At 57.2% G+C, this 18724-nt stretch carries 13 protein-coding genes; 2 read left to right on the top strand and 11 right to left on the bottom strand.

Translation table 11 applies throughout. From position 1 onward, the window contains the following. Window positions 1-48: 48 nt before the first annotated feature. Window positions 49-1503, bottom strand: a complete 1455-nt coding sequence (locus H7850_RS10190; protein WP_227369421.1) for a sodium:solute symporter family protein — start codon at window positions 1501-1503, stop codon at window positions 49-51. Between the two features lie 295 nt (window positions 1504-1798). Between H7850_RS10190 and H7850_RS10185 the strand changes: the two genes are divergently transcribed. Continuing rightward, window positions 1799-2683 (top strand): LysR family transcriptional regulator, encoded by an 885-nt coding sequence (locus H7850_RS10185; RefSeq protein WP_227369420.1) that lies wholly within the window; start codon window positions 1799-1801, stop codon window positions 2681-2683. Between the two features lie 35 nt (window positions 2684-2718). On the opposite strand, the gene H7850_RS10180 is transcribed toward H7850_RS10185, so the two are convergent. The 6 genes from H7850_RS10180 to H7850_RS10155 form a co-directional block, all read right to left on the bottom strand. Continuing rightward, window positions 2719-3477: a creatininase gene (locus H7850_RS10180; protein WP_227369419.1), complete on the bottom strand. Its 759-nt coding sequence runs from the start codon at window positions 3475-3477 to the stop codon at window positions 2719-2721. A 35-nt stretch (window positions 3478-3512) separates the two neighbouring features. Further along, the gene (locus H7850_RS10175) at window positions 3513-5243 is read right to left on the bottom strand and encodes a BCCT family transporter (protein WP_227369418.1); all 1731 of its coding nucleotides are present in this window, start codon (window positions 5241-5243) and stop codon (window positions 3513-3515) included. Window positions 5244-5348: 105 nt separating this feature from the next. Beyond that, window positions 5349-6557, bottom strand: coding sequence for a M24 family metallopeptidase (locus H7850_RS10170; RefSeq protein WP_227369417.1), 1209 nt, complete (start codon window positions 6555-6557; stop codon window positions 5349-5351). 129 nt (window positions 6558-6686) lie between these two features. Continuing rightward, window positions 6687-8465, bottom strand: a complete 1779-nt coding sequence (locus tag H7850_RS10165; protein WP_227369416.1) for an EAL domain-containing protein — start codon at window positions 8463-8465, stop codon at window positions 6687-6689. Continuing rightward, window positions 8462-11041, bottom strand: coding sequence for an ATP-binding protein (locus tag H7850_RS10160; RefSeq protein ID WP_227369415.1), 2580 nt, complete (start codon window positions 11039-11041; stop codon window positions 8462-8464). The genes H7850_RS10165 and H7850_RS10160 overlap by 4 nt, the downstream gene beginning before the upstream one ends. Window positions 11042-11390: 349 nt before the next feature. Beyond that, on the bottom strand, window positions 11391-12647 hold the full coding sequence (locus tag H7850_RS10155) for a M24 family metallopeptidase (protein WP_227369414.1): 1257 nt from the start codon (window positions 12645-12647) through the stop codon (window positions 11391-11393). 170 nt (window positions 12648-12817) lie between these two features. On the opposite strand from H7850_RS10155, the gene H7850_RS10150 reads away from it, so the two are divergent. Then, a complete protein-coding gene (locus H7850_RS10150) occupies window positions 12818-13477 on the top strand; it encodes a S1 RNA-binding domain-containing protein (RefSeq protein WP_227369413.1) in 660 nt (219 codons plus the stop codon). 21 nt (window positions 13478-13498) lie between these two features. Here H7850_RS10150 and H7850_RS10145 read toward each other — a convergent pair whose 3' ends face one another. The 4 genes from H7850_RS10145 to H7850_RS10130 all read right to left on the bottom strand — a co-directional run bounded on the left by H7850_RS10145 (window position 13499) and on the right by H7850_RS10130 (window position 18718). Beyond that, window positions 13499-14266, bottom strand: a complete 768-nt coding sequence (locus H7850_RS10145; RefSeq protein ID WP_227369412.1) for a DUF3726 domain-containing protein — start codon at window positions 14264-14266, stop codon at window positions 13499-13501. Between the two features lie 72 nt (window positions 14267-14338). Beyond that, window positions 14339-16093 (bottom strand): hypothetical protein, encoded by a 1755-nt coding sequence (locus H7850_RS10140; protein ID WP_227369411.1) that lies wholly within the window; start codon window positions 16091-16093, stop codon window positions 14339-14341. Next, entirely contained in the window at window positions 16080-17666 is a 1587-nt protein-coding gene (locus H7850_RS10135) for a BCCT family transporter (protein WP_227369410.1), read from the bottom strand. Before H7850_RS10135 ends, H7850_RS10140 begins: the two co-directional genes overlap by 14 nt. A 59-nt stretch (window positions 17667-17725) precedes the next feature. Continuing rightward, window positions 17726-18718: a dipeptidase gene (locus tag H7850_RS10130; RefSeq protein WP_227369409.1), complete on the bottom strand. Its 993-nt coding sequence runs from the start codon at window positions 18716-18718 to the stop codon at window positions 17726-17728. Window positions 18719-18724 lie beyond the last annotated feature (6 nt).

Genomic DNA, 18724 nt, shown 5'->3' with positions numbered 1-18724 from the left:
AACGAGCATCCCCGGGGCCCAAAGAGCCCCGGGGATGACATGGCGACTTTAGGCCGCTGCTTTCTGATATGCCGTACGCTTAGTGACCAAGGATACGCCTACGTAGCAGATCGAGGAAACGACGCAGCCAGTAAGAGGCCCCATCAGCCAGCCGACATCGGCGAACAGCATCATGTAGCCGCTGGTAATGAAGCCCGCCAGCATGGCAACGATCGCGCCCCAGGCGGAGCCCTGCCAGAAAGTCGAGATGAACACCGGGCCGATCAAACTGGCCAGCAACGTACCGGTGCCCAGGATGCCTAGCCAGGAGAGCATGAAGGGCGGCGCATAGAGCATCATCAACAGCGCCACGACGCCCAGGATGACCACCGCAAAGCGGTTGATCCATAGCACCAGAGACGCGCGATGGAAGAAATTGCCGAATAGCGCCAGACGCAGATCGTGGGAGGTCGCGGAGGCCACGGTGTGCAACAGCGAGTTAGCGGTAGACTTCATGGCGAACAGAATGAACAGCGTAATCAAGCCTTCCAGGGCCGGCGGCATGAACTCCGCCAGATAAACCGGCATGGCATTGTCTGGATCTTCCAGGCCGGGCACCTTCATGCGCACATAAAGCCCTACGATCGGCACAAGGCTCAACAATGCACCGAAAAACGCCACGTAAACCCCCATCTTGTGCAGCTTGACGTCCGGCTTGAAGGCCAGAAAGCGCACCGCCATGAAGGGTAATACCGCTGCGAACAGGAACGCATAGGGCAGCACCAGGAATATGGCTGCCGGGCTATCGCCATAGTGGGCGCCGGTGGTGGGATTCAAGAGTTCCGGATCGATGGCGTTGAGCGCGCTTTCCCACTCGCCCAGGTTCACGCTGGTCAATATCTGAACGACGATCAATACCGCAGCGACTGCCATGCCGCAGACCATCACTGTATCCGTCCAGGCAACGGCGGCAAGCCCGCCCAGCATGGTATAGATGATGATGACGCCGACCATCAAGAGCGCACTGTTGGTCATTTCGATATCCAGCCAGTTGGCGCCAAGCAATGCCACCGCCTTGATCTGACTGGTCAGAAACACCAACAGCAGTATGATGGTGATGACCGCCGCCAGGCCTTGTACCGCGCGACCCAAGGTGCCGCCGCCGTGAATCTGGGCGATGTACTCGGGAATGGTATTGCTGCCCATATCCACCGCCTTGGCTTGCAGGAAACTGGCGAAATAGAGCACCGCAATCATCATCGCCGGCGCAAAAAAGAAATTGCCCAGCACCTCGACTGCGCCGAACTGATAGGTGGCTCCGGGAGAACCCACGAATCCCCAGCCGCTGAAGCCGGTGGCCACAATGGTACCGGCACCCACGAAAGCGCCGAGAGATCGTCCTGCCAGCAAGAAGCCACCCTCGTCGTCTTTTTTCATCATGCGCGAGGATAGAAAGCCCAGATAGATCATCAGCCCGAAGGTGATCAGCAAGAGACCCCAGTTGAATATTTGATAGCCATCCATGATGATTACCTCCCCTTTTGTTCTTGTTGCTTGCGCTTGAACTCACGGCGCACGTAGGCGGCACCGGCATGCACTAACATGTAGATGGTCAGCACCAGGAAGGTGGACAATACCCAGGAATCCATGATCGCATCCTCTTGTTATTGAGCTTGTTAAAATAGGATTGTTGCTGCTGCGGGGGTTAAACAAGCGCAGCGAATACCGTTATAACAATTGACGTTATTGCAGCGAGTCAGGGGTGACCAATTTGTATGGCTAATCCCGGCATCATGTATGCCAATAGGGGGGAACAATAATGAAGAACATACCGACGGATCTCTTGAGAACCTTTGTTACCATCAAGGACTTGGGCGGATTCACTAGCGCGGGAGAACTGCTGGGGCGCTCACAGCCCGCCATCAGCCTGCAGGTCAAGAAACTCGAAGAAACACTCGATACGCGGCTTTTCCTGCGCGGTACTAGCCTGACGCTCACCGCCGATGGCGAATATCTGTACGAGTCGGCCAAGAAGATGCTCGAAATCAACGACGAGATCATCCATAAGATCAAAGGCGAAGGCGTTTCGGGTAAGGTGCGCCTCGGTATCCCCAACGACTTCGAACTGGCCTTCCTGCCTAAGGTGCTCAGAAGTTTCACCAAGAGCCACCCCAACGTTTCCGTGGAGGTGGATTGCGACATCAGCAAGGCCATTCAGCAGCGCTATCAGAAGCATTTCTACGATATCGTGCTATTGATGGAGCGGGTCAACGGTGACGAGCATCGTGACCGACGCGACTATCGCATCGAGCCTCTGGAGTGGGTCATGGCCCACGACTACAAGCTATCGCCTCAGGAAAGCATTCCCTTGATTACATACCCTCAAGGGTGCGTCTATCGGGGAATTACCGAAGAAGTGCTAGTCGCCCATGAAAAGCCGCACAGAATGGTGTACACCAGCCCGAGTCTGTTAGGGCTACTTTCTGCGGTAGAGGCAGGACTCGGCGTTACCGTCATGGCGCACTCGACCATTCCCAGTCAGTTGAAAAGTATCGAGCACACCGCAAATCTGCCGAAACTGGGCAATGTCTGCATCGGCGTCTACTACGAGAACGAACGTTTGAGTGCCGCCGCACACCGCGCCCTGGACTTTATTCGTGCAGGCATCGCCAATCTGGAGAAGAGCCGATACGAGACCCTGTGATTGACGATGCCCTGTTAACGGAAGTTACCTGACCTTCATTTCAGCTGCCCTGAAATTCCCTCGATGCACTCATCTAGTATCCAGCGCCCTTTTTCTGAAGTGGCATCTACAGGAGAAGAGAGTGTGCCACTTTCGGCCACCCAGCTCGGATCGGCCGGGAACACATCATAGGGGGGAAACGTGGCAGGCTCGACATGCACCGCCTTATCCATATCCACAAGCTCCGGATGAAGCTCGAGCATGATGGAAGTTTCCAGAATACCCCCATGCTCGACGGCCCAGCCGGTAAACCCATCGGGAAACACCTTGGCGATGGTTTTTTCGCTGATGAAATCCCAGTAGGAAAGCAGGTAGACCTTCACTTCAAGGTTGCGCAGCTCGCAGTGCTTGACCAGCTTGTCTGCTGCCTCGCACAGGAACATGGAGTTCTCGAAGTGGCCGTTGATCAGGACGAACTCACGGTTGCCATGATTCACATAGGCCAGCAGTACGTCATAGACGTACTGTTCTAGAGAGCTTCCCGAGACGCAGGTAGTGCCCGGAAAGAAGTTGCCACCACCGGATTTCACCTGAGACTTGTAGCCATAGCTGATGGCCGGCGCCACCAGCATGTTGTCACCTCTTTGTGCCACTTGTTCTGCAATATAACTGGGGATCAGCACGTCCGGGTTAAGGGACATGTGAGGACCATGCTGCTCGATCGCACCGATCGGCAGGATGATTCTGCACTGTCCTTTCTCGGTCTTGCCCTTGTAGGACACCCAGTCCATGTTTTCAATCTTGATATTTTTCATTTCAACTAACCTCGATACCCATTGGCTTCATACCATCACCGAGAAGCTAAACCATCTGGATTTGCCATATCCGGCGTTGACTGCACTTCACCGTTGTCATCCACGTGCAACTTGACGTTGGGATTCGGGTCGTTGACCGCCCTTTCCAGCTGCCTGGTCGACCGATCTCTTTTCAAGAGCCGCCTGATCATGTTGGCGATCATGAGCATGATGACAATGGAGAAGGGGAACGCCCCAATGATGGTACCGGTCTGCACCGTATCGACCACAGCGCTTCCGCCTACGGTCAGCAATAGTGACGCGACTGCGGCAATACTGGCTACCAGAACCACTCGGAACCACGCCCCTGACTTTTTCGGTGAAGATACGAAGTCTGATAGTGCGTAGGTACCGGCATCCAGCGATGTGACATAGTACGTCGCCACCAACACGGTCGAGACTACGAGCAGGAGGCTACCGACGATGGGTATTGATTCCAGCATCACGAACAGTCCGCTGGAGACGTTCTCGCCCACCGCTGTCGAGATCCCACGCCCGGTCTGATCGTCATAGAAAATAGCAGCCGATCCGAGAACCCCAATCCATACCATGACGATCAGGGAAGGAACGACGGTCACCCCAATCACGAATTCACGGATGGTACGACCTCGGGAAATACGTGCGATGAAACCCGCCACGAAGGGTGAAAATGCAATGACCCAGCACCAGATGAACACGGTCCACCAGCCATTCCAGCTGTCCTGCCAGGATGTCAGTGGCTCCGCGGTACTCGGCGCGTCCGTCCAGAAGCTCATGGCCACGAAATTAGTAAAGAAGGAGCCAAAGGTCTGAGTGACGTTGGAAATGATAAATAGCGTCGGGCCAAACACAAAAACAGCAATGACCAGAACGACACTGAGGATGGAGTTGGTCTCACTGATTACGCGCATGCCCTTGCTGATACCGAAGAAAGCCGAGACTGCGGTGAGAACTGCCAATCCAAGGATAACAATCAACCAAACCGCAGGCGACGACGCAATCCCGGTGAAGGAGGTGATTCCGGAGCTGAACTGCAGTGCCGCGAACCCGAAGGACGTAGCCAAGCCAAGTATCGTGGCCATGATGGCCAGCAACTCTACCACCACGCCGGCGCCGCCCTGGGCCCACTTTGGCAGAATATCCACCGTAGCCTCGCGAAAAGTCAGGGTCTTGCCCAGATTGTGATGCGAATAGGCAAGACACACCGCCACGACGCAATACATGGCCCAGGCGGTGAAACCCCAATGAAAATAAGCCCAGACAAGGCCACCCTCAGCGACGTTGCCTGCCGTCGCCTGGATGACAGGACTTTCATCACGAAGCATGATCGGTTCTGCCACCGACCAGAAAATCAGCCCGATGCCCTGCCCGCAGGCAAACAGCATCGAGTACCAGGCAAAATTGCTGTGTTCGGATTTCGCATCCGGCCCACCCAATCGAACCCTTCCACCAACCTTGCTGAACACAAGCCAGGCGCACACTGCCACGGCAAAAAGCGAATACAGGATGAACATCCAGGTAAACCCGCCGGTGACAAAGCTACGCATATCGAAAATGACTGCGGCCACACCGTCAGGATTGATTAGCACCGTCGCAATAAGGGCAATGATCGCTATCGGCGGTGCAAACTGGATAAATAATCGGCCAACGGGTGGAAGATCCTTGCCCGTGAATCGAGGAACCTCCACGCTCCCGGGAGACTGGGAGTTCCCGGCAGAGGCATTCTGCTCTGTGCTGTTATTCGACATTGTCACTTCTCCATACGGGTTTTCGCACTAGTTGCGAAAACGCTCCGGTTGTTTTTTTAATGGAGCACACAAAAAAGGGGAGCCTGGCTCCCCTTTTCATTTTGTTTACTTGATGATGTTGTGTTCCGGCCCATAGGGGAAGCCGGTGATGTTCTCGGTCTTGTCCTCGTGGATTACCAGGATGTCGTGTTCACGATAGCCACCGGCGCCGGGCTGGCCTTCGGGAATCATGATCATCGGCTCCATGGACACGACCATGTTGGGCTCGAGGACCGTGTCGACGTCTTCGCGCAACTCAAGACCGGCTTCACGGCCATAATAGTGACTCAATGTACCGAAGGAGTGGCCATAGCCGAAGGTGCGGTACTTGAGCAGGTCGTGTTCGGCGAAGATCTCGTTGAGCTCGTGGGCGATGTCGCTGCAGCGCACGCCCGGCTTGATCAGTTCCTGGCCGCGCTCGTGAACCTTGCAGTTGACTTCCCATAGGCGTAGATGCTCGTCGGAGGCGTGCTCGCAGAACAAAGTACGCTCGAGCGCCGTGTAGTAACCGGCAATCATTGGGAAAGTGTTCAGGCTCAGGATGTCGCCGGGCTGCACCTTGCGGCTGGTCACCGGGTTATGGGCGCCGTCGGTATTGATACCGGACTGGAACCATACCCAGGTATCCATCAGCTCGCCATGGGGAAAGCGCTTGGCGATTTCACGCACCATGGCCTGGGTGCCCGCCAGGGCAACTTCATATTCAGGTACGCCGGCCTTGATCGCGTCGCGTATCGCTTCGCCGCCCACGTCTGCCACTTGGGCGCCATTGCGGATCAGCTCGATCTCCTCAGCGGACTTGAGCATGCGCATCTTCATGGTAGGTACGCCGATATCGACGAACTCGACGCCTCCCAATGAATCCTTGAGCTTCTGCTGGTTTTGCAGGGTCAGGTGATCGTACTCAACGCCGACACGCTTGCTGTTTCCACATAGCTGCTTGATGGCCTTGAAGAAATTATCCTTCTGCCAGTCGGTGTAGACGATGTTGTCGCCCAACCGATTACGCCGATATGGCTGTCCACCGTCGATGTTGGCGGTAACCGTGGTGAACTTGTCCTGGGTCACGACCAGGCCGTAGTCCCGACCGAACTTGCAGTAAACGAAATCGCTGAAGTAGTTGATGTTATGATAGGAGGTAAAAACCGCCGCATCGATATCGTTCTCCGCCATGTGGCGTCTCAGCCGGTCCAGACGCGACTTCATTTCCTGATCGGAGAAGGTGGGGGTGACCTTGTCACCGTTGGGAATCTCGATGAGTGATGGCAACTGCATGACATGCTCCTTGAGTTGTTGTGTTAGCCTCACCTCGACTATCGACAGCGGCCGCTCAAAGGGCAAATGACTAGCGTAAATGCACTCATTGCACCTGCAAATATCCTTCTAGAAAAACCCTATTTTCAGCTACTTGAATGCACTCCCCAGGTGTTTGCGAGCAGGCTTTCGAGTACGACACCAGGCCACCAGTTCATCGGCGTTTCGTGGCGGCAGGTAGAAATAGCCCTGACCCTGATCACAGCCCATTTTCGCCAGCAAGGCAGCCTGCTCTTCGGTCTCGATGCCCTCCGCCACGACCAGACAGCCACTACCATGAGCAAGGCTCAGGATCATGCTTACCAATCGTTGATCGTCGGTGTTTACTACCAGACCTTCTACGAAGGCACGATCGATCTTGAGTACCGATACCGGCAACGACTTCAGATACACTAGAGACGAGTAACCGGTACCGAAATCATCGATGGCGACACGTACGCCGGATTGGGACAACCTCAGTAACTGAACCCGAGCGGTTTCCACATCCACCATAAGATCGGATTCAGTGATCTCCAGGGAAAGGTGTTCATGGGGCAAACCTTGATCGGCTAGCAACGTCAGCAGATGGTCGGCGAAACCGTCCTGCACCAGTTGCCGCACGGATACATTGATGGCCACATCGAAGTCATTCTCGAGCAAGTCTTGGGTATACCAGCTCGCTGCCTGAACGATGGCTTCTTCCAGGGCCCATTCACCTATGCCAAGGATATCGCCCGAGGCCTCGGCTAGAGGAATGAACTCCTCCGGCGACACCCACCCCAAGTAGGGATGATACCAACGCAACAGGACCTCGACCCCCTGGGTGCAGCCGCTTGTCAGGGATACCTTGGGCTGATAGCTGAGCGAAAACTCGCCTCGGGATACCGCCCCATGCAACGCCTGCTGTATGCTGAGCTGTTTTTGCTGCGCGGCCTCGAGTTGTCGGGTATAGCGTTGTATCGGTGATTTGCCCTGGCGCGGCAGCGCCAGTACCGCCATCTGCACTAGACGCTCCGGCTCTCCGCCAACGCCATGATGAAACCCGATACGCGCCTTGAGCGGCAACAGCAGTTCGCCAATCCGATGGTCCGTATGCACTAGGGCATGTATCTTTTGAGCCAGTTGCTTCAAGACCAGATCATCTGGCGCATCCGCCCAGACGATTAGCAACTCGCCGCCAGCCCACAAACCAAGATAGTGTTCCTCCTCGAGATGGTGTTGCAGCGTTTTCCCTAGCTTCCATAGCAGCGCCTCGCTAGCGCTGTAACCATGGAGACGAATGATGTCGTCCAGGCTATCCAACGCGATGAACAACAGCCCGATCGAACGCCCCGATCGTACAAAATTGTCGAGATGTTGCAGCAATGCGCGTCGATTGGGTAGGCCGGTAATGGGGTCGGAGTGCGACTGATGCTCTAGCTGCCGGGTACGTTCGGCCACCATCAGCTCGAGAGCGTCCGCCTCGCGATCGCGCAGCTGGTAACGATGTTGCACCGACAACACATTGTTCAGTCGCTGAATGACCTCATCATGTTTCAAGGGCTTGCTCAAGAAGTCCCGAACTCCCATGCTCAAGGCTCGCTGACGCGTCTGATCGTCGATCTGTGCCGTGAGTACGATGACCGCCGGCATCCACTCGTCAAACTGCGCATCGAGTTGCTCGAGCACCTGAAAACCATCCAGATACGGCATCCGAATATCCAGTAAAATCAGATCGGGGGGCCGCTGCTGGCAGTACTTGAGCACCTTGCGTGGATCGCTCAATCCTTCTATGTTCTCGAATCCGTAGTCTTCGAGCAGCGTTTCCAGCAGTTCCACGTTAACCGGCTGATCGTCCACGATCAGCACGTGTTTACCAACGAGTTCTTTCTCGCAGCTGGATAGTTTCATGACCGTGCCACACTTTCTGGCAGCGTCTTCGATATCGCATCGATCAGCGCTGTGATATCGAGAGGCTTGGTCAAGAAGTCCGTGAATTCGGTAGCGGTGTCACGGTAGGCATCGCGCTGCATGGCATCGGCCGACAACCCGATGATCGGCAGGTCGGTAAAGCGCGACTCCTGGCGCAGCCGGTTCAAGGCTTGATAACCGTCGATACCGGGTAGGTGGATGTCCATCAAAATCAGATCGATGGGCTGATTTTTCAACAATTCCATACCTGCCTCGGCGCTCGCAGCGCCGTGCAACTCGAGCATAGGGTAATCGATGAAGATATCCTCCATGAGGCGCTGATTGGCCGGATTGTCCTCGATATGCAGTACTTGCCAACGACGCTGTGCATGGGAGTGTAAAGCCGTGCGTTTCGAGCCCCGGGATATGCCCGAGACGGTTTTGCTTTCCAAGGCCAACGGCAATTCGAACCAGAACTGGCTACCCCGGCCTTTTACACTCTCGACGCCAATGGTGCCGGCCATGCGCTCGACCAACTTCTTGGTCAGGGAAAGACCGATACCGGTGCCTTCAATGGCGCCGTGTTCCGCGCCCAGACGACTGAACGGCTGGAAGAGTTCGGCATGGCGATCCTTGGGAATTCCCGGCCCCGTATCACTGACGATCACGCGCAGAGTCTCCTGGCGAGGGCGACAGTGGATATGCACATGTCCCGGGCGTGAGTTGTACTTGATGGCGTTGGAAAGCAGATTGAGCAGCACTTGCTTGAGGCGAGTGTAATCGGCGCGCACCCTTAAATCCTCGGTGCATTCGTCAAACTTGATCGTGACGTCACCTTGGTAAGCAGCCGCCGAGAGCGTTTCGACAACGTCCTGAATCACCACCTGTAGCGAAACGGCCTCGAGAGAAAGCTGAAGTCGTCCTGCTTCGATCTGCGATAGATCGAGCACTTCGTTAATCAAATTCAGCAGATGATGACCGCTTTTTTCAACGTGGGCCACCTGTCGCCGTTGACGCTCATCCAAGGGCGATCGACGACTGTTCAAGAGCAGTTGCGCGAACCCCAGAATGGCATTCAAGGGCGTACGAAACTCATGACTCATGCCGGAAAGAAACTCACTTTTGGCCTGACTGGCTCGCTCGGCCTCGTCCCGGGCGTAGGCCAGCTCCTGCATTACCTGTTCGCGTTCGGCGAACTGGCGGTAAAGATTGATCAATAGCGCACAGGTCGCCGTGAAGGGTTTCAATCGCTCCAGCAGCGCCTCATCGTAGCCTTGGTGACCATTGGCAATGCCGTACATGCCGATCAACGTCTCACCATCATAGATGGGTACGCCCAGATAGTTGTGCAAGCGCGGATTGTTCGGAGGAAAGCCGCCCTGTTTGGGCCGGCTGTAGAGATCGTCGGACATGACCGTTTCGCCTTGAGCGAATACGCGCCCCAGCAGGCTCTCTGGATTGGACAGCAGCACGTCGCCACTGCGCAGCCCCTGCATCAGCTGACGCGACTCTTCATCCCAGATGAGGTCAGTGATCGCATGAATCCTCAAGGACGGAGTGCCCTGTTGATCGATCACCTCCCCAATCAGGCCATAATCGCTCAAGGTCAGCTTACGCAGTGCCTGAAGTAGAAAATCCCATAGTCGTTCACCGGACATCAGCGCCTGATAATCGGTGATGCCCTGATGCAGCACCTTGAGCAGTAGGGCCTGACGATGTTCCTCGGTAATATCGTGAGCCACGGATACCACGCCACGCACGTCGCCTAGCTCATCGATCAACGGTGAAATGGTGATCTCGAACTGACAGTTCTTGATAGGTGGCAACAGCACGCTGCGTGACTCATGATGTTCGATGACTTCGCGCTCCCCTTGTTCGAGCCGTTCCACTACCTCCTTTGGAAAGTAATCACTCAAACGCACCTGCTCGGGAAGATTCTCTGTTTTTTCATCCATCAAAGCATAACTTGCGCGATTGGCCGCCAGAAAACTGCCACTGCGATTGCGCACATAGATGGGTTCACGACAACTGTCGAACACATTGTAATAAAGTGACGAAAGCTTGCGACTGCGGGCCTGCTCCTGTGCTTTTTGCCGACACTGGGCGTGTAGCCGCAAAAGCTCTTCCGCTTGCTGCGTCAGACCACGCAATAGACGCCAGGCACGATCATCGAATTTGCGAGGAGTATCATCCAGAAGACATAGTGCGCCTACCGGGCGAGAGCCCTGCAGATAGAGCGGGTAACCTGCAAGGAAGCGAACCTGCGGGATTTGATCGAGAGGAAAATCCTCTTCGGATACAGGCGGATCGAGAGTATCTTCGATGAGTCTTGGCGCATTGCCATCGATAACGAGCCGGCACAGCAGAGTGCTGATGCAAGCCGTCAGTTTCAAGTCCGACCCGGGACTCACCCAGAGGCGATCCGCATCTTCCAGCACCAGTAACACCGAAGATGCGTCGAAGATATCGCTAGCCAAGATCGAAAGGTGCTCGAAACTGGCGTTTCCCTGCGCGGGGGACGGCCACGCCCACTCTCGAGACTGAGTTTCCCCAGCCGAGCTATCGGAACCTCCCATGACCCACTCCCTATATCAGTACTACGTACTGATATGCTTACCAAGAGGCATTATAATTTTTTAATATTACTTATTATGCCGTATCTAATAAAACTTCAGCGAGTTATTTATTCTTCAACACGCGTTTTTCCTAAGTAAAGCTCAAGATTGAGTCTTTGTGAGCATTCTTTTGAAAAATTTGCCTGCACGCGTCGACTTCGCTCATGACTAACTCATCGCTCCATCGGCCAGCCGTATTCCAAAATAGCCTTCTAAAACAGTTTCAGGGGGGTGGGCAGCGTTCGTCCATAGGCAGTGTCCTCCCGTATTGTTGTATTTCCGATATGGCAGTCGGTTCAGACGAATCGTTTCAGCATAGCCACTCCTCCTCCCAGGGAGCGTTCGTCAAGGGTACACAGCCCGCCTCGGTGAGCAGCACCGGTTGCTCCAGTTTGATGCCTTCCCTGCCACTGACGGCGCCGATATAGCTTTCCAGGCAGACGGTCATGCCTGCCTCGAACACGCCGTCGTAGCCGGCACGGATCCAGTCGTCACCGGCATGGGCGATGGCCGGATACTCGTCCGCCATGCCGATGCCGTGGGCCACGCAGCAGTAGCGATTGGCGTAGAACGCCTCGGGAATGGCCCAGGCCCTGGCGCTGAACTCCCTGAAGGTCATGCCGACCCGCAGCAGCGCCATGTTGTAGTGTACCTGCTCGTGGGCGATGCCATACAAACGCCGCTGCTCGGCACTCGGCGCGCCATGACCGACGATCCAAGCCCGGGAGACGTCCGCGCAGTAGCCGTAGGGGCCGATCATATCCGTATCGAAGGCGACGATCTCGCCTTCCTGCATGATGCGCGAACTGCACTCCTGCATCCATGGATTGGTGCGCGGCCCCGAGGCCAACAGTCGCGTTTCGATCCACTCGCCGCCATGGCGGATGTTTTCGTAGTGCAGGTGGGCCCATAGCTGTTGCTCGGTCATGCCCGGGCGCAGCTCGTGGCGCATGCGCTCGATGGCGTGATCGCACACCGTCATCGTCCAGCGAATCAGTTCGAGCTCCTCACTGGACTTGACCGAACGTGCCTGCTCCAGCAGTGGCTGCCCTTGGCGCAGCGTCACGCCTAGGGCCGCGAGGCAATGCACGCCTTCCGGCTCCATGCGGTCTACCGCCAGGCGTCGGTTGCCGCCACCATACTCCTGCAGCAGCGAAGCAATCTCCGCGGCCCACTCCCGGGCCTTTTCCGCCACCCGCGGGCCGGCGCCGAAATAGGCCCAGTTGATCGCCGAGCGTACTTCGTCAATGGTTTCTAGATGAGCGCACAGATGCGCGCAGTTATGAAACTCCCAGAGAATGACCGGGCCGTCCGCGAAAACCAGGGCATAACGCGCGGCGTTGTGGGCGGTCCAGACCTGCATGTTGGAGGCATCGGTGGCGTAGCGGATATTCACCGGATCGTAGAGCAGCACCGCCGCGCAGTCGTCACGCGCCAGCTCTTCCCTGACCCGGGCCAGCCGATAGGCGCGTGCCCGGCGGTGGGTGGTGTCGCTCACCGGGTTCACCAGCGACGCATCCTTGGCAACGGCGTTGAGGTAGGTATTCTTGTTGTCGAACAGGGTCATGGCACTACCCTTGCGGTTGAATGGGAGCTACGTTCGCAGCATAGCGCAGGCCCTGGCACGCAAGAGGACCATGACGCGAGCGGAACGCTAAGCGTCGCGCCCAAGGTCGACATCTTGCTAACCTGCACTCGGAACAGCCTTGCCCGAATGCTCAGAAAGGAAAACCGCCCATGCCTCGAGATCATTTCTTTCAACCCACCATCGGTGACGTCGCCTTGCTCGAGGTGGTGGCGATCAAGGATGCTGGTGCCTTTCTCGGCTGGGGGCGCCCCAAGGACCTATTGCTGCCCTACAGCGAGCAGCGCAGCCGCCCCCGGGTCGGTCAGCAGGTGCTGGTGATGATCTTCGAGGACGACCAAGGCCGACCGGCGGCGTCGATGCGACTCGAGGATTTCATCATCGATCAAGCAGAAGGGCTGAAAAACGGCGACAAGGTCGCCCTGGTAATCGGCGAGCGAACCGACCTTGGCGTCAAGGCAGTGGTCAACCAGCGTTTCTGGGGGCTCTTGTATCACGATGAATTGACGCGCCCGCCGAAACGCGGTGAACGCATGGAGGGCTACGTGCGCCGGGTGCGCGAGGACGGCCGGCTGGATCTTTCCCTACTGCCTTCGGGGGCGGAAAAGCAGCAACTGGCCGCGGAACGGATAATAGACGCGTTGCAGGCGAATCAAGGCTTTCTGGCTCTGAGCGACAAGAGCTCGCCGGCCACCATCAAATCGCAGCTGGGCATCAGCAAGAGCGCCTTCAAGCAGGCCATTGGCAAGCTCTACAAGCAGCGGCGGATCGTCATCGAGGCGAAAGGGATTCGGCTGGCACGCTCCGAGTGAGGCGCGCCACGAGCTGGCCATTCAATCGTTATCGTTGGTTCCCGCCCCGGCGCCACCGCGTGAGGCATCGCTGGACTCCACCAGGATGCGCGAGGCCAGAGTCTTGAGCCGCTGCCATAGCGCGTCGTCGACATCGATGCCTTCGGCAAAGGCGCGCTCGCGGCAGGCCAGCAGCTCGGATTCCTCCTGGCGGGCCAATACCTCGTAGTGATAGTCCGAGCGCATTGCCGGCAGAAGATCGACGTGGTTGGCCAGAACCAGGGTAATGCCATCGTTGGGCTCATTCTCTTCTGGCACTTCGTGGACGGCATAGACGCGAATCTCCGGTACCGTACTATTGGCGCGGAAACCCACTACCTGCTCGGTCAACGGCATCTGGGCGTTGCGCCAGAAGGCGGTAACGTTCATGCCTCGCCCCGCCAACCGGGATAGATAGCCCATGATCAATTGGCGATTGTGACAGCGCCGGATCTTGATGATGGCAAGCCCCCGCGCCCGGGCCTTGGCGAAGCCCAGTTCCACCGCCAGGCTCGAACTGCGCAGCACGCTCTGGCCGTGACCGTCGAGCACGGCAAGATCGCCATCATTGTAGAGAATGCTGGTCAGCTGATTGGGGTCTTCTTGCAACAGATGATCCAGCCCGCGACCCAGGGCATTGAGCCCCTCCAGGCCATGGCACTGCATCCAGGCCACCATATCCGCGGCGTCCGCAGCCTCGCCCTCTTCGAACTCCATGCCGCTGAACGCCTTGCGGCATAGACCCTGAAGCTCGTTGTAGGATACTTTCATGCTTCGCCCTTCTCTCTATCGGCCCACCATCGGCCCACGACCATCACACAGTCGTCTCGTTGTTATCTGCGATCACCCCTGTTGAACAGCCAACTCGTTCGTCATTGGCATATCGTTGAATTTGGGCTCCAGGGGGAAGCTCCAGTCGTCGAAGTCAGCCAGACTCACCGGCTCGGCGTTCAATTCCTCGACCAGGGGCGCGCCCTGGAACAAGGTGATGCGCACCCAGCGATCGGATTTAGGGTCGAAACGGCTGGCGCCGAAGAACGAGAGCTTGGTGCGCAACAGGTGCATAGGCTTCATGTCCCGGTGCCAGAGATTGGCGCGAATCTCACCGTAGGGCGTATCCGCCATTGCCTGGATACGGCGAACGATCTCCTTGTGACGCGGGTTGGCCATCAGGAATTCCACGACTAGCGCCCGGGGGTGATCCTCAAGAAAGCGACTCAGCGCTTCGTGGGCCTTGCGTACTCGGGGGGCCATGGCCAAGGGCATCTCTTTTTCCTGTCCCGGCTCCGTGTAGCGCACCCCAAGGCGCGGCTCCTCTTTCTCCGCGGAGCGATACCAGAACCAGTAGCAGGCATCCAGTGCATCGTAGTCCTCGGCAAGTGCCCAATCGTAATGGGTTTCGATCAATTGCTTGAGCCGCACCAAGGCCATGTCCGGCACCAGCTCCATACGCTCATCGGCCCCCATATGGTCCTCGAGCGTATCGACCTGGAGCGGATAAAGCTCGATCAACAGCGTATTGATAAGCTCCTGGGCCTCCAGAGGCAACGTGCGCTCCCCCCAGGCCACTAGCTGCTGCCACATATCCAGGCTCAGCGGCACCTGCTCCAGCCAGGTCACTACTTCCGGTAGCGCCGCCACGATAGCGGCATTGCGCTCACCCTGCTCCACATCCTCGGTGACCGTCTGCTCGAGGTGCGTAAGGGCGCGGCGTGTGAGCTCAATCAGGCGCAGGCGGTCCGCCTCGCTGGGGAGCTGATCGATGGCCAGACCCAACGCCTGCTCACGGCAGTGCACCCACTGCTGAATCAACTTGGGGTGGTTGATCAGAAATGGCGCCATTCCCAGGCCCGTGGAGTTGCCTATTCCCAGATAACGTTGCAGCTCGGGGTCCATGGTCACCGCGGCTTGCGGCGATCGGACACGGGCAATATGTTCCACCTGGGCAATGGAGAAGTGGCGCAGCAGATAGACTGCAAGCATTTGCGCTGAGAACGGTCGTTTGAAGTCCGGGCTGTCTTGCAGGCGCGCGAAGTCCGCAATGCCAAACTTGCCGTTACCGTAGACGGCGGTAGTACGGTAAAGATACCCCACCTTGGTCAACCAAGCAGGATCCGGCTGACGGCCTTCCGCCAGTGCCTGAGTAAAATGGGAGAAGTTACGCAGGCTGCGATTGGCTCGAGACAGCACCAGCAGCCGCGGGTGCTGCCGGCCGGCTTCTTGTAGCGGCACGTTGGCCGCCATCTGCTCGAGCAGTGATTCGTCGACATCCCCCTCGACCAGGCCGAAGGTGACATCCCAGGCCTCGGCGATGACTCGGTCGGAGCGGGCTTCGTCACTCAAGGGTTGGGAGAAGATCACCTCATGGTAGCGCCCATGAGGTGTCTGCACACGATAGATAGCCGTGCCATGACCATTGTCGTCGAGCTCGAAACGACTACAGCTCACCTGCCAGCGCTGGCGCGCCATCTGGCGCACCAGCGAGCGCACGAAGCTCAGGCGGCTGGCGTGTAAACTGCCCAGCCGTTCCAATTCCATGACCTGCTCGGCAGGACGCAGAAGAGGTCTGACACGTGGTTGGCTATCAAGATCGTGCATGCTCCTTCTCCTTGGGCAGTAGCCCTTGCTCTCGCGCCATGGCATAGGCCGCCTGAGGCCCTGTCCAAAGCGATGGCAGCAATACAAGGGATACGGGAATCGCGGTAATCACGATGAATTGTTGCAAGGCGCTTATCTGACCCGAGCCCATATACAGCAGGATGCCCGCCATTACCGCCATGGCGATGCCCCAGAAGGCGCGGATGAATGCATTGGGATCGTCATGTCCAGACCCCACCACGGCAATGGCATAGCTCATGGAGTCGCCGGTGGTGGCCACGAAGATGGTGGTCAGCAGCAGAATGGCCAACGCCATGAAGGTGCCACCGGGCAAGGCCTGGGCCACGGTCAGGGTCGCCACATCGAACTGGAAGTTGTTGAGGGCATCCGCAAGATCGATGGCGCCGTTCAACTGATAGTAGATACCTGATCCGCCTAGCAGGGTGAACCAGACCGTCGTGGCGATAGGCGCCATGACCGCCACGGCGAGGATCATCTGACGCACGGTACGACCGCGAGAGATACGCGCCACGAAGATCGCCATCAACGGACCATAGCCAATGAACCAGGCGAAGAAGAACACCGTCCACCACTGCATCCACCATTCCGGGGCGGTTTCCGTGGTCATGGTGGCCATGGTGAAGAACGAGGTCAGATATTCACCGAAGCCCTGAAAGAAGGCATTGGTCAGAAACAGCGTAGGGCCGAAGATGAAGATGGCCGCCGCAATGGCCAAGGCCAGAAAGACGTTGAAACGACTGAGCAGTTGAATACCGCGATCGATACCGCTTACAGCGGATGTGACGTACACCACGCCCAGACCCACCAGCACGATGAGCTGAGTGCCGAAACCTTCGGAGAAGCTGAACAGTTCATGCAAGCCGTAGGCCACCTGGGTCGCCAGGAAACCTATCGGTCCCACGGTGCCTGCCACCACGGCGATGACACAGAGCGCATCCACCAAGCCGCCAAACCAGCCGCTCATGAACTTCTCACCCAATACCGGATAAAGAAGCGTACGGGGACGCAATGGATGACCCTTGACGTAGTGAAGGTGCGCCAGTACCACGGCAGTCAGCGAACCCAACACTGCCCAAGCCAGAAAACCCCAGTGCATGAAGGATTGCGCCAAGGCGTTCGACACCGCTTCCGCAGTGCCCGGTTCTGTATCGAAGGCCGGCGGCGTGACGATGAAGTGATAGACTGGCTCACCTGCGGCGAAAAATACACCGCCCCCTGCCAGCAGGGTACACATGATGATCGACAACCACTTGAAGTTGCTCATCTCGGGCGTATGGCGATTGCCGATACGCGCGCCCGAGGCAGAAGATACGGTCAGCGCCATGGCGATGAAGAAGGTCAGCAGCAGCAGCATCTGGAAGAAGGTGCCCAGAGTCTTGGCGGTCCAGGCAAATCCTTCACTGATACCATTAGCTACCATGTCGAGGTCATAGAGTGACAATGCCACGAATAGCACGATGAACCCGATGCTGACGCCGAGAACGACCGGGTCGCCCCAGCGAGAGGTCTTGCTTTGTGATGACGAGTGGCTCTTTGCACTGTCATTGCTCATGATTAATGGCCCTTTATTGTCAACTGTTGGTGTTGGGCTTGGAACATAACGGAAAACGATCAGGCAGCCGTTGGCGTCGCGGCTCGTTCGAGCAGCTCAATCCAATTGCGGCCCATGATGCGTTCGATTTCCCCGTCATCGAACCCGCGTTGACGCAGTCCTTCGATCAAATTGGGGAAGTCGCGATTGTCTCGGAACCAGGATAGCGGGCGCGGCCAACCGGCATTGGCCTGGCTTCCCTCGCCGTAATCCATCTCCTTCGACCAACGACCGTTACGCATCCACTCCAGCACCGACGTTGGCTGGCCTTGACAAAGATCGGTACCGATACCGATATGCTCGATCCCCATCAGGTCAGCCGTGGCCGCAATCATGTCACAATATGCTTCCAGGGTGCAGTCTGGACCGTCTTTGAGGTGAAAAGGGTAGGCCGAAAAGCCTAGGATTCCCTCAGACTCGGCAATGGCCTTGAGCACCTTGTCCGACTTGTTGCGTTTAGCCGGGTGCCAGGCATTGGGGTTGGCGTGGGAAATGATCACCGGCCGCTCGGAGAGCTCGATGGCCTCCAGGGTCGAGCGCTCGGCGCTATGGGACATGTCGATGACCATGCCGACCCGGTTCATCTCCTTGATCACCTGACGACCGAAGCGGGTAATACCGCTGTCTTTGCTCTCGTAACAACCGCAGGCCAAGAGACTCTGATTGTTATAAGTGAGCTGCATGATCAAAAGCCCCAGCCGACGCATTACCGCCACCATATCGATGTCGTCCTCGATCGGTGAGCAGTTCTGAGCGCCCAGGAAGATGCCCACCTTGCCGGCCTCTCGGGCGCGCTGGATATCCGCCGGCTCATGCACCGGCATGATCAGATCGCTGTTGGCCTCGAAGCGCCGGTTCCACTCACCCAGCCGGCTCAGCGTATCTCGCGTGGTCTCGTGATAGACTAGGGTGGCGTGCACCGCATCGACCCCGCCTTCGTGCATCTGCTCGAAGATTTCCCGGGACCAGCTGGAGTACTGCAGACCATCGACGATGAGCATTTCCTGAGACATAACCCT

The organism is Halomonas sp. M20 (assembly GCF_020622265.1).
Lineage (GTDB): Bacteria > Pseudomonadota > Gammaproteobacteria > Pseudomonadales > Halomonadaceae > Modicisalibacter.
This window is presented reverse-complemented; position numbering and strand designations above follow the sequence as displayed.

Bases quoted from the DNA above. Each gene is read 5' to 3' on its own strand.
- H7850_RS10185 (WP_227369420.1), top strand. From the start codon at position 1,799: ATGAAGAACATACCGACGGATCTCTTGAGAACCTTTGTTACCATCAAG.
- H7850_RS10155 (WP_227369414.1), bottom strand. From the start codon at position 12,647: ATGACCCTGTTCGACAACAAGAATACCTACCTCAACGCCGTTGCCAAG.
- H7850_RS10145 (WP_227369412.1), bottom strand. From the start codon at position 14,266: ATGAAAGTATCCTACAACGAGCTTCAGGGTCTATGCCGCAAGGCGTTC.
- H7850_RS10130 (WP_227369409.1), bottom strand. From the start codon at position 18,718: ATGTCTCAGGAAATGCTCATCGTCGATGGTCTGCAGTACTCCAGCTGG.
- H7850_RS10140 (WP_227369411.1), bottom strand. From the start codon at position 16,093: ATGCACGATCTTGATAGCCAACCACGTGTCAGACCTCTTCTGCGTCCT.
- H7850_RS10165 (WP_227369416.1), bottom strand. From the start codon at position 8,465: ATGAAACTATCCAGCTGCGAGAAAGAACTCGTTGGTAAACACGTGCTG.
- H7850_RS10150 (WP_227369413.1), top strand. From the start codon at position 12,818: ATGCCTCGAGATCATTTCTTTCAACCCACCATCGGTGACGTCGCCTTG.
- H7850_RS10135 (WP_227369410.1), bottom strand. From the start codon at position 17,666: ATGAGCAATGACAGTGCAAAGAGCCACTCGTCATCACAAAGCAAGACC.
- H7850_RS10170 (WP_227369417.1), bottom strand. From the start codon at position 6,557: ATGCAGTTGCCATCACTCATCGAGATTCCCAACGGTGACAAGGTCACC.
- H7850_RS10190 (WP_227369421.1), bottom strand. From the start codon at position 1,503: ATGGATGGCTATCAAATATTCAACTGGGGTCTCTTGCTGATCACCTTC.
- H7850_RS10180 (WP_227369419.1), bottom strand. From the start codon at position 3,477: ATGAAAAATATCAAGATTGAAAACATGGACTGGGTGTCCTACAAGGGC.
- H7850_RS10175 (WP_227369418.1), bottom strand. From the start codon at position 5,243: ATGTCGAATAACAGCACAGAGCAGAATGCCTCTGCCGGGAACTCCCAG.
- H7850_RS10160 (WP_227369415.1), bottom strand. From the start codon at position 11,041: ATGGGAGGTTCCGATAGCTCGGCTGGGGAAACTCAGTCTCGAGAGTGG.